We start from the raw sequence: 14,729 nt of genomic DNA on the forward strand, positions 1-14,729 counted from the left end.
TAGTTATCAACTTACTGCTGTTACCACTTTATAGCCTCCCTTGGGCCTGCAGTAGCACATTAGCAATTCAAAGCCACACATTTACAGGAAATATGGCAATGGGTTACAGGTACCTTACTTAGCTGCTTCGGAAAAGCTTAGCAGCAGAATAGTTTATAGTTTGGCAGCGTAGGGCTGTGCGTAATGCAACAGCCCTACACTGCCAAGTCGAACTATATGGTGCTTGCCTCTACTTTCATTATACCATTCATCAAGCGCCAGTGGCCCGGTACGGTACATACAAAAGGATACTCACCTGGCTTGTCAGGCACAGTGAAAACTATGGCTTCTTTGCCCTGTGGATCTACTAGTCGGGTAGCAACAATCACTTCTGAAATCTGCGGCACATAATTCTTCTCCGCTCCCTTAGGATCTCTTGCCAACTCATCGGCTGCTTTACCAACTTTCTCAAGTGTGCCAGGTTTAACAACTACAAAGTTGTGCTGCATAAAGTCTGGGTTCTCGAAGTAGATGGTCACTTTCTGACCAGCTTTTACAGTGAAAGTCTTCTTATCAAACTTCATTTCATGCTCTACCACTTTTATGTTAATAGTTGCAGCTTTTGCTACTGCTTTAGTAGGACCTTTAGGTGCAGCAGCCTTGGCTGCTGCTTGCTTTCTAGCAGCTTTCGCTGTAGATGTCTTTTTAGCAGAAGTGTTTGCAGCTATAGCTTTAGCAGTTGGCTTTTGAAGTTCCAAAGTAGCATCTCTGCCTAAATCTCCTCTAAAAAAGAACCTGGTTGGATAGTCTCCGATTTTGTTTTCATCTTCTAAATCTCTTCCTACACGCACATCTTCCGGAGTTAAAGCCGAAGCAAATAACATTGGTGCCTTACCTTTAGCTACCGTCTGGTCGTTTACATCAATGTTCATGTTACCTCCATTCGTGAGTTTGGCAACAACATTGAATTTATCGGTTGGTAAGGCTTTAGTAGTTACAGCCGTATAAGCCTTGCCATTCTGTTTCACCACCCAATGCAGCTTGTTGTCTTGCACATAAAGGCTATAGCCTGCCACTTTTCCACCTTGAGCTACCACTACGCCATCCATTCCATTACTTGAAGGCGCTAAAGAAGCTCTTACTATGATTTCCTTGCCTGCTACATTCGGTGGGAACATAATTGGGTTTCTCCTGTCCAGGTTATACCGCTCCTGGCTCATCGACTTTACAATACGTTCTGATAAAGTCAGTACAGAATCAGGCTTATGAGCCAAGTGTGCATCTTTAGGAGCAGCACTGTTAAAGCCTGCCTCATGCGCTAGGGAAGCTGCAAAAAATGCTTGAGGAATATATTCATCTTTAGCATTATCTGCACTCAAGCTAGCTTCATATAGTTGCTTACCAACTTCAGCGGAGGCTGGCATATCAGCAACAGCTAATACGGCGGCCATTCTTATTCTCATGTCAGGGTCATTGATCAGGTTTGCACCCATCAGATAATCTAGGCTTTGCTGATTTCTAGGAAGCACCTGTACTGCATTTTTTCTTACGCCAGCTGCTGGGTGCGATAAAGCATTCTTCACTACTTCCATAGCCTCTGTGTTAGAACCATCTAATGCACCCAAGCCATGTAGCGTCCAAAGAGCATGCACTGCAGGGCTATTAAGGCCTATCTCATCCACACTCTTATCTTTCACAAGATTTAGCAGCCCTGGAATAGCATCTTTCTTCTGGTTTTCTACAATCAGACGCTGTGCTGTCGTACGCCAGAACATGTTGTCGCTGCGCAATGCAGCCAGCAAACCTTCGGTATCGTCTTTCGAAAGCTGCATCGGCTTGTAAGGCTTTGCGTTCTTGTACACCACACGATAAATACGACCGTGCTTGCTGTCTCTCAGGGGGTTGATATAGGCGTTACCTTTTCCGTTCTCGAAACCACGAGGAGTTGGGTTGTGCTGAATGATAAAGTTATACCAGTCTGCAACCCATACAGCTCCGTCAGGCCCTACTTCAGCATGTACTGGCGAAAACCACTCGTCTGAGCTTGCAAGCAAGTTATAGCCATTCTTTTCTGTATAACCTGCTCCTTTTTTCTCTAAAATTGCATTGTGTAACACACGTCCTGTAGGCTCTGCTACAAACCCTACTCTGTTCCAGTATGACTTCGGATAGTTTCTGGCAGTATATAGGTTGTGTCCAGCCGCTGCGGTAAAGCCGCCGTGCCAATCTACCTGGCGCAGATAAGGCGTAACGTGCGGCATATCGAAGTGTGTATCTGCTCTGAAAACAGTGTTACCGGAACCACCAAGTATTACTCTTTTTATATACTGATTCGGCATGGCAAAGTAAGCACTGTGCAATCCGTTGGCAGTTGAGATAAATACATCAAACTCCTCTGAAAAGCCGAGGCCCCATGTATTGTTAGAGGTTCTACCCAAATACTCCAGGTTATCTCCATCTGGGTCAAAGCGGTATACTCCTTGGCTAAAAGAAAGGTCTTTGCCATTTACAGTTCCTTTGAAGCCTGAATACCCCAGCACACCCCAAATTTTGTTATCCAAACCATATCTAAGGTTAGACGGACCAGCATGCGTATCGCTCTTACCCCAACCTGTTATTATTTTTTCTTTAACATCAGCTTTATCATCACCATCCGTGTCTTTCAGCAAAACAAAGTGTGGCGCCATAGAAATGATCACGCCTCCATTGGCAAAGGTTAAACTAGTAGGAATGTTAAGTCCATCGGCGAAAACGGTAAACTTGTCCGCTTTGCCGTCACCATCTGTATCTTCACAAATTTTAATTCTGTCTTTACCTACGCCTTCTTCGTCGCGCACTTCGTTAGGGTAATCTTCTGTTTCTATAACCCAAAGGCGTCCTCTCTCATCCCAAGCCATAGCAATAGGGTTAATGATATCAGGCTCAGAAGCAAATAACTGAAGTTTAAAGTCTACTGGCACTTGTACCAGTTTCTGAGATTCTTCTGGAGATAACGGGTGCTGGAACTTAGGAGCAGGATCTCGTCTCTCATAGTTTGGCACGTCTGCATCACTAAAGGTAGGAGTTGGCAGTGCCAGACGGGCTAATTGGTCTTTCGCCTGGTCGCTTACCGCCCACAACACGCCGTTAGCCATTAGGTTTTGGAACCCAGGTTGGACCCATGTTCTTTCGTCATGCCCGTAGGCAGTATAGAAAATTTTCCCTTTGCCCTGTGTTCTTGTCCATGTCCACGGCTCCCTATGTTCTCCTTCTACACGCTCCATTAGCACTGTCATATCAGGATTTAGCTTGCTGTGCACATAAGTTTCATCCCAAGTTTCAAACTCTGACAGCCCCTGCATCGTCTCATGCTCTTTGTTGACGATTGGAACAGTAAAAGTACCAGTACGATGTGATTTAAATTGTCCACCTACAGTGCTTACATACCAATCAGAGTTTCTGAACATGAAAGAGGCGCTGTGAATAGGAATCAACCCTTTTCCACCTTCAACAAACTCTTTTAATGACGCTTCCTGTTCTGAAGTAATTCGATCATGATTTGCGTAAATCATCAATCCATCATACTTGCCTAGGTTCTCTGAGTTAAGATCATTAGGATCTTCGGTATAAGTAAGGTTTATACCTTTCTGAAACAGCGGCAACGCCAGCATCGGAAAGAATTTTTCTGAATTATGGTGCTCGCTGTCATGCCCCAGGAAGAGAATCTCGATTCGCTTAGGAGGTGGCAGTTCCTGAACACTTTGAGCCGTTTGCGCCTTCTGCGAGCAGCTGTTCAACAACAGCGAAAAACAGGCTAATAGGTGAAGTATCTTTTTCATACGGGTATTGGTTATATGCTAATAGGTATAATCCTATTGATAAATTGTGCTCGTTATTGACAGCGACTTAGATGTTATGTTCCTACAACTCATAAGCCGAAACCATATAAAATACACCCACTATTGCAATCAGCACTCTTTTCAGACTTTTACTTATTTGTTTTTACTGCCACAAAAGCTTTGTTAAAGATGCTGTTTCGCCCTCGATGTTTAAACTACAGTAATAACAGTACTAGCCATTATGATAGTAGAGCCCTAAGCCTATAGCTTTTAGACACTTCTGATAGATTATTTTATAAAAAATTTACCGCTTTAGCACAAAATGAAGCAATACGCTCGAGATAGGTATAAAAGGATTGCTTTAAAACTGATGAACCGCACGCTATACTACAATGTTAATTGTAATCAGAAACCAGCGCAGATCATCAATATTCTACTTCACCAGCTAGTAATGCCAACGCCAAATATGTGCCAGCTAGCGTAGCCGCAAGTCAGTTAAAATTTTAGAATTACAAAAAGGAATATTCAAGTATCTTGTTTGATAGGCAAACATTTTTTTTAGACAAGGCCCTCCTCTTGAGCTGATATTTGGAGCGTTTATCAATAATCTTTGAAAGAAGGGAGGATTGCTTTAGTAAGCACGACTAATTCTGAGGAGATCAGAGAAATTTATAGACTATGGAAAATCACAGTTTTTATAACGTTGTGAAAAAGCTCATAACTCACTGTAAACTAATTTATTAATAACACAACTAAAATTGAAATGATATTAACCACTTTTACCTTCATCAAATAAAAACATCATAAAGGTTTTATCTGTTCTATATTTATTGAATCTTTTTTAATTCTAGTGCGCCAGCATTATGATAGTTAAATGGCAGCCTCAGCGTTTGTTTTTGGATGCTTGTATTCTTTCCCATAAAGTCGCCACCCGACTTTCTGATAATTTATATCTTTCTGAATTCAAATGTAAAATGTGCTCTTGCGCCTTTTCCATTATCTGTTTTGTCTCTGGTTTTTCAAATTGCAAACTCCGCCAGAAGCTATCATGGCTATCATCTTCTTTCAGAACCCATTTCCAGAAGCGTTTATCTTCCACAAAGTCCTCGAAAGTATATTCTATAAATTGTGCAGTATCCATATCCAAGCCCCTGTCTTGTTTGTAACACAAAGATAGAGCTCTTTCTTTGTGAGTTTGGACAAACAATTTAAACAATTGATAAAACAAAGGAGTGGTACCTGGAGCAAAGTAATAAGCTTTGCTCCAGGTACCACTCCTTTTAAACTGCAATTTTGTATGATTAGTTATATAACGCCTGATACTGTAGGTTTTTCTTCAGCATAGCAACTCCCCTGCTCACCAACTTGTAAATATTCTCAGTACTCATTCCCATTACCTTTGCAATCTCCTGAAACGAAAGATCTTTATAATATTTCAACAGTATGGCCCTCCTCTGATTTTCTGAAAGCGCTGACAGACTCTGCATAATTGTTTTCTGCTGCTTTGTTGCCTGTTGCTTGTGTATCATTTGATCTTCAGCAGAGGCGCTGCTATCTTTTATCACAGCCTCAAGTATGCTATAGTCACACACCGAAGTAACCTTTTTCTTTGCCATCTCCTTGTGCAGTCTTCTTTTGATAGAAGCATACAGATAAAAGCGTACCGAAATAGGTAAGGAAATAGTTTCTCTGTTGTTCCACAGATCTACAAATAGACTATGTATACAGTCTTCAATTAAAGACTGGTCATCAGAAAACTTTCTGCCGTAATTGTAGATAACCTGAATGTACTGTTGGTACAGCTTTGCAAAAGCATCATCATCTCCCTCTTGAAATGATTTCCACAGCACTCTCTCAGCTTCATTCTCAATTTGCCGAGCGTTTTTCATTCCGATTTCTGGTGTAGGAGTTACAATCATAAACTTTGGTGTAAATCTGTTATCATACAATCTTTCCTATTTACTATAGTTCGTTTCTTACCTGTAAATCATTTAGCTGAGCTACTCTTAGCGGGAACATCTCACTTTCAGATGATCAGTTAATATGCTCGTTTCTATTAAAACTATTCCAATTACATCTTGGCAACTTTATTCGAAACATTGGCAACTCCTAATGCACAATTTTTTACAGCCACAAAACCTGCTAGTAACACAATCTATTGAAGTTCAAATGTGAAGATGACACTTCATTAAAAAAACATTTCATGGCTATACTTCGACAGTTTTATGCAAACGTTTGCACATGGACTTTATAAGGAAACCGTTCAAAATCAAATCTCACTACTGTATACTTGTACTCACCTCTGATGACACGCATATATTAAGACTGGTATTAAGTGTATGTTTGACTAAAAATAATAAACGTAAATTTTACACGCAATAAAAACCTTAAATATTTTGTAAGCGCTTACTCATCAACTCAGGCAAAACTATAGTTATATTATCTAACTAATGAATACAATTCACATGCTATTTTATTGCAAAAAGGGAGAATTCACACCACTTGAAGCCCTTTTCTCTAGCTCCACTGGAGTTGTAAAAGAGACAAAGCTTTTGCTGTAACGTTCTTTATCTTGGATGAGCTCAAGCATTAGAGAAGCCGCCTGCCGCCCCACCTCGTAAGGGAATTGCTCTACTGATGTGATGGCTGGCTCTATAATTTGTGTACGAGGGTCGTTGGAGTAGCCTGTAATTTTAAGATCCTCTGGAATCTTGAGCCCCACTCTCTTCGCATGCTCTGTTACAGAAATCGCTGAAGTATCATTACACGCAAAAATGGCATCAGGAAAGGGTTCAGCTGCAAAAACCTCCTCGCAGGCACGCATCGCATTTTCCCATGTCAGCTCATGAAAGAAAACCATAGACTCATCCACAGCGATGCCGTACTTTTTTAGGGCATCGGTATAACCTTGGTAGCGCTCCTCATAAATGCTACACGAGGTAGGACCAGTAATATGAGCAATACGCCTGCACCCCTGCTCCAACAGGTGTAACGTGGAGAGATAGCCGCCTGTATACTCATCGCCTTTAATTTTGTGCGCTGGGTAACTCTTAGGCACCCTGTCATAAAACATAAGCGGAATACCTGCCCTGGAAAAGATATCGAAATAGGAGAAGTCTTCTGTATATAATGTCGTAGACACAATAAGCCCTTCTACCCTAGAGGAGTACAGCACGTTTACCAACTCCTTTTCCAATGCGGGTGAGTCATTTGATTGGCAAATCATTAGGTTATAGCCTTTCTCGTGCAGCCTGTCTTGTATGGCTGTCACAACGGTGGAGGGAAAGAACATAGATATTTTAGGTACGATCAGCCCGATAATGTTAGACTTGTTACTGCGAAGACCTGCCGCCAACGCGTTATGCCTATAATCAGACTTAGAAGCCAAATCCTTAACCTTTGCCTTTGTCTTGTCGCTTATATGCGGATGGTTGTTTAAAGCTCTGGATACTGTAGAGACAGATATTCCTAGCTCAGCGGCAATGTCTTTTATAGTATAAGGTGTTGGCTTCTTCATGGTTGCTGTACGCACTTAGGTTGTAAACTTAGCAAATACAGCCAAAAGTCAATTCAACTTCTACAACAAAATAGAATGGCAAGAATTTATCTGATGAGCTTCTGTTACTTTAAGCAAACTTGTTTACCTGTAATGGTTAATCTACTCATATAAAATATTACTAATAAAAATAGTAAATTCTATCAAGGAAACTAATTAAATTAGCAACAATTTTAGTACACCATACGGATAATTTAACCTGCTGTGCTTTCTACAAAGCAGAAGACAATGGATCAATTATGTTAGCTATCGCTCGGAACACTTCTTTAACAGGTACAGTTAAAACACGTAAACAAGCGATTTTAACAATTAACCGCGACACCCATATTTCAGCAAGCATGCCTGCTATTGAGCCCAGTACATTTTTTAAACAAACTCGAAGTGTATCAGAAATAAAAACAGAGCTACTTAGCAAGTGCTTTGAGGCTTGGTGCGCCACTATATTGCCTAACCAAACGCATCCAATCAAGACCGCACTTTATATAGATACTTTTTCTAGCTCAGGCTACGACGAAGCAGGTACAGCAGCCTTTCCGCTCAGGATTTTAAAAAGGCTCTACGCCAGCACTGGCACACGCACCGATTATAATGAGCTAGTACAGCCAGTATTTACCGATGCAAATTTATCGGACCTGAGCCAGCTACGGCAACACATAGAAGGCCTTCCTTACTACGAAGAGCTAAAGCACGTTCCTATTGTTTTGGAGAACGAGCTTGACCATGACCGTCTGAAAGAACTCTTACATGAGCTCTTTCCAACACTTATAGCGATGGAGTTGTTTGGCAGCAGCTTTGCTCAAAATCTGTTGCTTGAATCTTTTAATAACTCTAACAGTAGCTTTTTCATGTTATTCGATATGAACGCATTGAAAAAGGCTGTTACGCAAAAAAACATTGAGCCATGGATTGAGCAGCTGTTTGGAGATAAACTGATTCGCTTAAAGGAATTTATAAGCAAGAACAGAAATGCTGTGAAAAGAGAAGACTTTATTCTGGAGTGCTTTGATAGTATTTTTAAGAACAGAGGCTTTCAGCTTGCTACCTTCAAAATTACTTCCACAGATAAGAGCACACCTAGCTTTTACGTGTTATATGCAACCCGATCGGAGGCAGAATATTTTATAGTAAAAGAAACCCTGACTGCCTACAGCGAATTTCAAGAAGACGGCGTGCCGTTATTTGGCGTTAATCTAGCGCATTACCAAACTTCGCTGTTTCAAGAGCACTATACCTATTCTATTCTAAATTTGGTGAAAGAGCTTTCAGAAAAGGTGTCAAGCTTCAACTATAAAAAGATTGAAAAGATTTACGAACTTCATAGCATAGGCACGAACTATACAAAAGATAATTACAAAGCGGCTGTTAGCATGTTAATGAGCCAAGGCAAAGTGATGATACTTAATGAAAAAACTTTGCAATCAACTAAAAACATAACTCTTACTTCTATTGTGAAGTTTTGCTAGCGCAGCCAAAGCCGCACACGCTATAAGAAAATTCTAAATCAGCTTTGCACCCTTATCTTATAGCAGCCACAAGAATGTAAACAAATATCTTTAATATTTAATATATGGCATGTGATTTGAGATGCTCCAAAATATGATTTAGCTACCTCCACATCACTATCTATATGAAAAAAACATTGTTTACAGTGGCTTTGTGCTGCGTTGGCCTGGTAGCCAGCGCTCAGCAGAGCAACGATCAAGCTTCAAGGGTAAGCCTTCAGATGGGCATGGCGTTTCCTTCAGGAGATTTCAAGAGCACAGAATTAAGCAATATCAAGTCAGGGTATGCACATGATGGTGTTTTCATCTCCGCTAGCTATACACAAGACTTAAACAAAAATTTTGGTGTTGGCGCCACCTGGGCTTATCGTAACCACCCTTTCAATATTGCTCCTTATGCAGAAAAGTATGAAGCTTATGCGTATGAGATAGAAGCTGACCCGTATGTTTCTATATATGCTACTATAGATGCCTACGCTCAGCTACCGCTAAATAAGTTTACTGCTTACGCGAAGGGCTCGGCAGGTTATGGCGCTTTTCGCCCAGCAGCTCTTTCCGGCACAGTTGTTTATGAAAACGGTTCTACCTTACAATTCTCTTCAGACCCAGGAAGAAGCGGTAGCGGTGTTTACGGAATTGCAGGCGGTGTACGTTATAACTTTGGCCACTTTGGATTAGGGGCCGAACTAGGCATGATAGCAGCCAAACCAGAATTTAATGTAGTGATTGACGGTGAAGTTAAAGATCTTAAGCAGCCCATGCACACTACTAATTTAAGCCTAGCCCTTTCTTACCGATTGAATTGAAAAGTGGAACAGGATAATCTTCAACAGACGAGAACCTAACAGAAAGTACATAGAGGAAGGCTTCCAGAGCCAATTAGTAGACCTATGAGGCTCTGAAACCTCAATCCCACAACAAGCCTTCTCTTTTTAGCCAATCAAAAATAAGCTTATCTACAGGAGAAATACTTTCCCTGTCGGAATACCCCAACCACACTACTTCTTCTATTTCGCTGCTTGGTGTAATGGTGCCGTTGTAACGGCAGGTGTAACAAGTCATTTTAACCTCTACTCCTGGTGCATGGCTATCAGCTTGTGCCTGAAATGTTCCTACGTAAACTGCTGTGTCCAATAACAAGTCAACTGTTAGCTCTTCCTTTACCTCACGGAATAGCGTTTCAAGGTCGCTTTCTCCAGCTTCTCTCTTGCCTCCAGGTATATAGTATTTCGTTCTTCCCTTACTCCTGGTGCTTAATATTTTCCCGTTCTGTATTTCTATCCAGGCTAGTTTATCAATCAGGCGCATTCTTTTTCTCAGTTGTTTTACCTACAAAAGTAGAAATCCCAAACAAAACTCCTGGATAAACAAAGACAAAACTGCTTGTAAAAAACACCTGCAGTTGCTTAAGGAACAACTCTTTTAATCACAAATCAGTAGCACCTAGAGGATATTTTCTGAGCAGAGGCTACTAACCCTGCTTAAACATTAAATGACTAAGATCGCCAGCACGGAACCAGCGGTAGCCGTAAGCCTCCAGCGTAATATGATGCAGCCCTTTATCGTCTACTTTACTTTCAGTGTTCGCCATCAAGTCCACTAATTTACTTTCTTCCTTTTGTTTTAGATCAAATACTACTTCGTAAGCTTTCTCAGCAAAATTGTGGAGCACCACCAACGAACTGCCCTGCCAGTTATAGTGCATTCCTAAAACAGATGGCACACCAGTATCTAAGATCTGCCAATCGCCCCATCCTATTTCAGTACACTCCTGCCGCAAGCGTATGATTGTGGTCATCCAGTTCAGCAATGAGTCTGGCTGGCGGCGCTGTGTTTCTACATTTACATGCTCATAAGCATAAGGACCCTCTTCTACAACAGGATGTATCAACTTGTCGGCCTTAGAGAAACCTGCTTGATTATCGGCAGACCATTGCATGGGAGTACGCACAGCGTTGCGTTCTTCCAAACTCAGATTATCACCCATACCTATTTCGTCGCCATAGCGGATAACAGGTGTACCTGGCAGTGAAAACATTAAACTATACGCCAATTCTGACTGCAGCCTGTTACCTAACATGGTGGAGAGACGCCTGCGAATACCCCTGCCGTAAAGCTGCATGTTTTCGTCTGGTGCAAAACGGGCGAAAACTTTTTGCCGTTCCTCTTCCGTCAGTCGCCCCAGATCCAGTTCGTCGTGGTTGCGCAGAAAGTGGGCCCATTGTGCGGCAGGCATCGTATTACGCGTAGCTTCCAATGCCTTGGCCAGTGGCTCTGCGTCGCCTGTAGCCAGAGCGTAAAACATGTACTGGTTCACATAAAAATTAAACATCAGGTGTATACCGTCTGAATTTTCACCAAAATACTTCATACTTTCCTCAGGTATTACGTTTGCCTCGCCCAACAGCACGGCATCCCCACGCCTCCACTGCACAAAGCGTCGCATCTCATGCAGGTACTCAAACCGCTGCTTCCGTTTTGTTTCGTTTGGCACCTGACTTTCGAGTATAAAAGGAACAGCGTCTACTCTAAAGCCAGCCACACCCATTTGCAACCAGTAGCCCATTATACGTTTGATCTCTGCCCTCACTTCTGGATTATCTATGTTAAGATCGGGTTGAAACTTATAGAAGCGGTGAAAAAAGTATTCTTTCGCTACTTTATCGTAGGTCCAGGTTGCCTCCTGCACTCCAGGAAACACCATGCCTTTATCCCAGTCATCTGGCTTCTCCTTAGACCACACATACCAGTCGCGGTACTTGGAGTTCTTATCGGACCGTGCCTCCTGAAACCACGGGTGCTGATCTGAAGTATGGTTTACCACCAGGTCGATAATCACTTTTATACCGCGCTTTTTGGCAAGGTGTATAAATTCGACAAAGTTGCCGCTGGAGCCATGCCTTCGATCAACGCCATAATAGTCAGAGATGTCGTATCCGTTATCTTTGTTTGGGGTAGGCTGAAAAGGCGCGAGCCAGACAGTATCGATACCTAAGGCGTGTAGATAGTCCAGACGACGAGTCAGGCCTTCAAAATCGCCAACACCATCTCCGCTTAAATCCATGAACGTTTCCAGGTCAAGGCTATACATCACGGCGTTTTTGTACCACAAGTCTTCTATCATAGTTGTTGCTCTTTTGGGTTGGCTAAGTATACTGATGTACTGTATAATCAATAGCTTGTTTACGAACCATTATAAAAACATAGCTAACACCTATACATTTTTCTTTAGCTATGTGCAGAAACAGAGTTATAGCAACCCAGGCTACTCTTAAAGCAGATAACTAGCCAATTATCAGCGGAAAAATAATTTATGGATATGCTTACAAACAGTTAGCAACTACAGAGCAACGTTCAAGAGGGGAAAAACAGAAGAGGTTATAGAACTTAAGTTACACTCCTTCTTGCTTAACTATCAACTTAAACTAAAAATCTACAGCAACAGGAGACTATTCCCCACAAGAGAAGCCGCAAACGAGTTCGTGATGATTGAAATAAACAAGAAAAACAAGTCGCAGTTTAAGCTAGATTAACGACAGAATGGATGCACAACAATAAAAAAAGGGAAGCTAAAAAAGCTCCCCTTCATTGGTTTATACTTTACATTTTGAGCAGCAAGTATCTACTCCGTTGCTACACTGTTAGGCAGCAAGAACCTCATCTTTATAAATGAATGGTCTCCAGCCTTTCAGCACCATTTCCAAATTAGGTGCACCGTATCTACAAAAATCTGTTTTAGAGCAATGAGAAACAAGAGTAGTACCCTTCGTTCCATCTGGATTTATATAAACCATTCCATGCTCTCTCCCCTGATACAACTCTGTTATATCCACTAAACGGCAAAGCTTTAGGGCTCCTTCTCTTTCTATTGTAAATTCCATAATAAATCTATGTGTAAATACTTTTGAAGAAATGCACTACATTTCTCACCACAAATGTACAAACAACAATCATGCTAACACAGTTTTTAGCTTTAAGTTTCTGTTAAATCATGGTGCTACAAATATAGGAATCGGTTTTTAAATACAAAAGTGAGTATTTACTTAAATGATTGAATTTTGCATCTTTTTTACACTTTTTGTTCATCCTTTTTAAGAAAACATTTCTGTTTTTGCTAATATTTTTTTTAATTGCATCTGTGCGCAATCGATTGCGCAACGAAAGGAAAAACGACTATGTCACACAGAATTTTAAAGATTCATCCGAACGATAACGTGCTGGTAGCCTTAACAGATCTAAGTTTAGGAGAAACAGTAACGTATGATGGAGCATCCATCATACTGCCAAATGATGTGCAAGCTAAGCACAAGTTTGCTCAACAAGAATTAGCTCCTGGTCAAGAAATAATTATGTATGGCACCTTGGTGGGAAAGGCAGTACATGCCATCCCAACTGGCGGCGTACTCACAACCCAAAATGTAAAACACCAGGTATCGGAGTTTGCAGGCAAGACACAAACCACAGGTTGGAATGTGCCCGATGTATCGCGTTGGGCAAATAAAACCTTTATGGGCTACCATCGTGCCGACGGCCAGGTGGGCACAGGCAACTACTGGCTCGTAATACCGATGGTGTTCTGCGAAAACCGCAACGTAAATACCATAAAGCAGGCTTTTATAGACGAACTAGGCTTTGGTCAGCAGGATGTATACAAATCGTATGTACAGCAGATGGTAGAGCTTTACCAGACAGGTAAACTTGACGAAATTGAGCGCCTGTCTGTGCAGAATGACCAGTTGTACGGGCAAAGACGCATCTTCGAAAATATTGACGGTATTAAGTTCCTTACGCACGAAGGTGGCTGCGGCGGCATCAGACAAGATTCTGAAGCACTCTGCGCTTTGCTGGCAGGCTACATAAACAACCCTAACGTGGCTGGTGCCACGGTATTGAGCTTGGGCTGCCAAAATGCTCAGACGTCTATATTGGAGGAAAAACTGCAAAAGATTAATCCGAACTTCGCAAAGCCGCTTGTAATTCTGGAACAGCAGAAAGAAGGTACGGAGCAGGAGTTACTGACACAGGCTATCCGCAGAACCTTTTTAGGCTTAGTGGAGGCCGATAAGCAAACACGCCAGCCGGCACCGCTCAGTAAACTCGTAATTGGCCTGGAGTGCGGCGGTTCTGATGGTTTCTCTGGTATCTCTGCCAATCCTGCCATCGGACATACTTCAGACCTTATAGTTGCGCTGGGCGGCAAGTCTATACTTTCTGAGTTCCCCGAGCTTTGCGGTGTGGAGCAGGAACTTATTAACCGTTGCGTAGATGATAAAACTGCCGACAGATTTGTAGAGCTGATGCGTGCCTATGCGCGTGCTGCCGAAGCCGTAGGTTCTGGTTTCGACATGAACCCAAGCCCTGGCAACATTAAAGACGGCTTAATTACAGATGCTATCAAATCGGCTGGTGCTGCCAAAAAAGGAGGGACCTCCCCTATTGTGGATGTGCTGGATTATGGCGGCTATGTTACAAAGCCTGGTCTTAACCTGCTTTGCACACCTGGCAACGACGTAGAAAGCACTACTGCTATGGCTGGCTCTGGTGCTAACATCATACTGTTTACAACTGGTCTTGGTACACCTACAGGCAACCCTGTTACACCAGTTCTAAAAGTGTCTTCTAACTCAAAACTTGCACAGCGCATGCCCGACATCATTGATATTGATACGGGCCCTGTAATTGCGGGCGAGAAGACCATCGAGGAAATGGGCGAGGTTATACTAGATTACATTATCGAGGTGGCCAGTGGCAGAACGCTTACAAAAGCACAGCAGCTCCACCAGGATGATTTCATTCCTTGGAAAAGAGGCGTTTCGTTGTAATATTAGAAAAAGCTAAGCCAAAAGGCTGGATTCTACAGAGTCCAGCTTTTTG

The 14,729-nt window shown here is 42.1% G+C and carries 10 protein-coding genes; 3 read left to right on the top strand and 7 right to left on the bottom strand.

Features of this window, described 5'->3' with window-relative positions; all coding sequences use genetic code 11:
- Window positions 1-212: 212 nt before the first annotated feature.
- The 4 genes from LN893_RS15155 to LN893_RS15170 all read right to left on the bottom strand — a co-directional run bounded on the left by LN893_RS15155 (window position 213) and on the right by LN893_RS15170 (window position 7,314).
- On the bottom strand, window positions 213-3,797 hold the full coding sequence (locus LN893_RS15155) for a PVC-type heme-binding CxxCH protein (protein WP_229971509.1): 3,585 nt from the start codon (window positions 3,795-3,797) through the stop codon (window positions 213-215).
- A gap of 883 nt (window positions 3,798-4,680) precedes the next feature.
- Window positions 4,681-4,938 (bottom strand): hypothetical protein, encoded by a 258-nt coding sequence (locus LN893_RS15160; RefSeq protein ID WP_229971511.1) that lies wholly within the window; start codon window positions 4,936-4,938, stop codon window positions 4,681-4,683.
- A gap of 160 nt (window positions 4,939-5,098) precedes the next feature.
- A complete protein-coding gene (locus LN893_RS15165; RefSeq protein WP_229971512.1) occupies window positions 5,099-5,716 on the bottom strand; it encodes an RNA polymerase sigma factor in 618 nt (205 codons plus the stop codon).
- 554 nt (window positions 5,717-6,270) lie between these two features.
- A complete protein-coding gene (locus tag LN893_RS15170) occupies window positions 6,271-7,314 on the bottom strand; it encodes a LacI family DNA-binding transcriptional regulator (RefSeq protein ID WP_229971514.1) in 1,044 nt (347 codons plus the stop codon).
- A 278-nt stretch (window positions 7,315-7,592) separates the two neighbouring features.
- Here LN893_RS15170 and LN893_RS15175 point away from each other — a divergent pair, with 278 nt between their 5' ends.
- Both LN893_RS15175 and LN893_RS15180 read left to right on the top strand, forming a co-directional pair.
- Window positions 7,593-8,816 carry a class I SAM-dependent methyltransferase gene (locus LN893_RS15175; RefSeq protein WP_229971516.1) on the top strand — a complete coding sequence of 408 codons (1,224 nt, stop codon included), beginning with the start codon at window positions 7,593-7,595 and terminating at the stop codon, window positions 8,814-8,816.
- Between the two features lie 164 nt (window positions 8,817-8,980).
- Complete coding sequence (locus LN893_RS15180; RefSeq protein ID WP_229971518.1) at window positions 8,981-9,661, top strand: outer membrane beta-barrel protein; 681 nt, start codon at window positions 8,981-8,983, stop codon at window positions 9,659-9,661.
- 100 nt (window positions 9,662-9,761) lie between these two features.
- On the opposite strand, the gene LN893_RS15185 is transcribed toward LN893_RS15180, so the two are convergent.
- The 3 genes from LN893_RS15185 to LN893_RS15195 all read right to left on the bottom strand — a co-directional run bounded on the left by LN893_RS15185 (window position 9,762) and on the right by LN893_RS15195 (window position 12,736).
- Window positions 9,762-10,163, bottom strand: a complete 402-nt coding sequence (locus tag LN893_RS15185; RefSeq protein ID WP_229971520.1) for an NUDIX hydrolase — start codon at window positions 10,161-10,163, stop codon at window positions 9,762-9,764.
- 163 nt (window positions 10,164-10,326) lie between these two features.
- Entirely contained in the window at window positions 10,327-11,979 is a 1,653-nt protein-coding gene (locus LN893_RS15190; RefSeq protein WP_229971522.1) for an alpha-amylase family protein, read from the bottom strand.
- A 517-nt stretch (window positions 11,980-12,496) separates the two neighbouring features.
- Window positions 12,497-12,736, bottom strand: coding sequence for a hypothetical protein (locus tag LN893_RS15195; protein WP_229971524.1), 240 nt, complete (start codon window positions 12,734-12,736; stop codon window positions 12,497-12,499).
- Between the two features lie 294 nt (window positions 12,737-13,030).
- Between LN893_RS15195 and LN893_RS15200 the strand changes: the two genes are divergently transcribed.
- Window positions 13,031-14,677, top strand: a complete 1,647-nt coding sequence (locus LN893_RS15200) for a UxaA family hydrolase (RefSeq protein WP_229971526.1) — start codon at window positions 13,031-13,033, stop codon at window positions 14,675-14,677.
- Window positions 14,678-14,729 lie beyond the last annotated feature (52 nt).

It is taken from the genome of Pontibacter harenae, from assembly GCF_020907245.1.
Classification (GTDB): domain Bacteria; phylum Bacteroidota; class Bacteroidia; order Cytophagales; family Hymenobacteraceae; genus Pontibacter; species Pontibacter harenae.

Coding starts and splice junctions, on each gene's coding strand:
- LN893_RS15180 (WP_229971518.1), top strand. CDS start 8,981: ATGAAAAAAACATTGTTTACAGTGGCTTTGTGCTGCGTTGGCCTGGTA.
- LN893_RS15170 (WP_229971514.1), bottom strand. CDS start 7,314: ATGAAGAAGCCAACACCTTATACTATAAAAGACATTGCCGCTGAGCTA.
- LN893_RS15160 (WP_229971511.1), bottom strand. CDS start 4,938: ATGGATACTGCACAATTTATAGAATATACTTTCGAGGACTTTGTGGAA.
- LN893_RS15175 (WP_229971516.1), top strand. CDS start 7,593: ATGTTAGCTATCGCTCGGAACACTTCTTTAACAGGTACAGTTAAAACA.
- LN893_RS15185 (WP_229971520.1), bottom strand. CDS start 10,163: ATGCGCCTGATTGATAAACTAGCCTGGATAGAAATACAGAACGGGAAA.
- LN893_RS15155 (WP_229971509.1), bottom strand. CDS start 3,797: ATGAAAAAGATACTTCACCTATTAGCCTGTTTTTCGCTGTTGTTGAAC.
- LN893_RS15200 (WP_229971526.1), top strand. CDS start 13,031: ATGTCACACAGAATTTTAAAGATTCATCCGAACGATAACGTGCTGGTA.
- LN893_RS15165 (WP_229971512.1), bottom strand. CDS start 5,716: ATGATTGTAACTCCTACACCAGAAATCGGAATGAAAAACGCTCGGCAA.
- LN893_RS15195 (WP_229971524.1), bottom strand. CDS start 12,736: ATGGAATTTACAATAGAAAGAGAAGGAGCCCTAAAGCTTTGCCGTTTA.
- LN893_RS15190 (WP_229971522.1), bottom strand. CDS start 11,979: ATGATAGAAGACTTGTGGTACAAAAACGCCGTGATGTATAGCCTTGAC.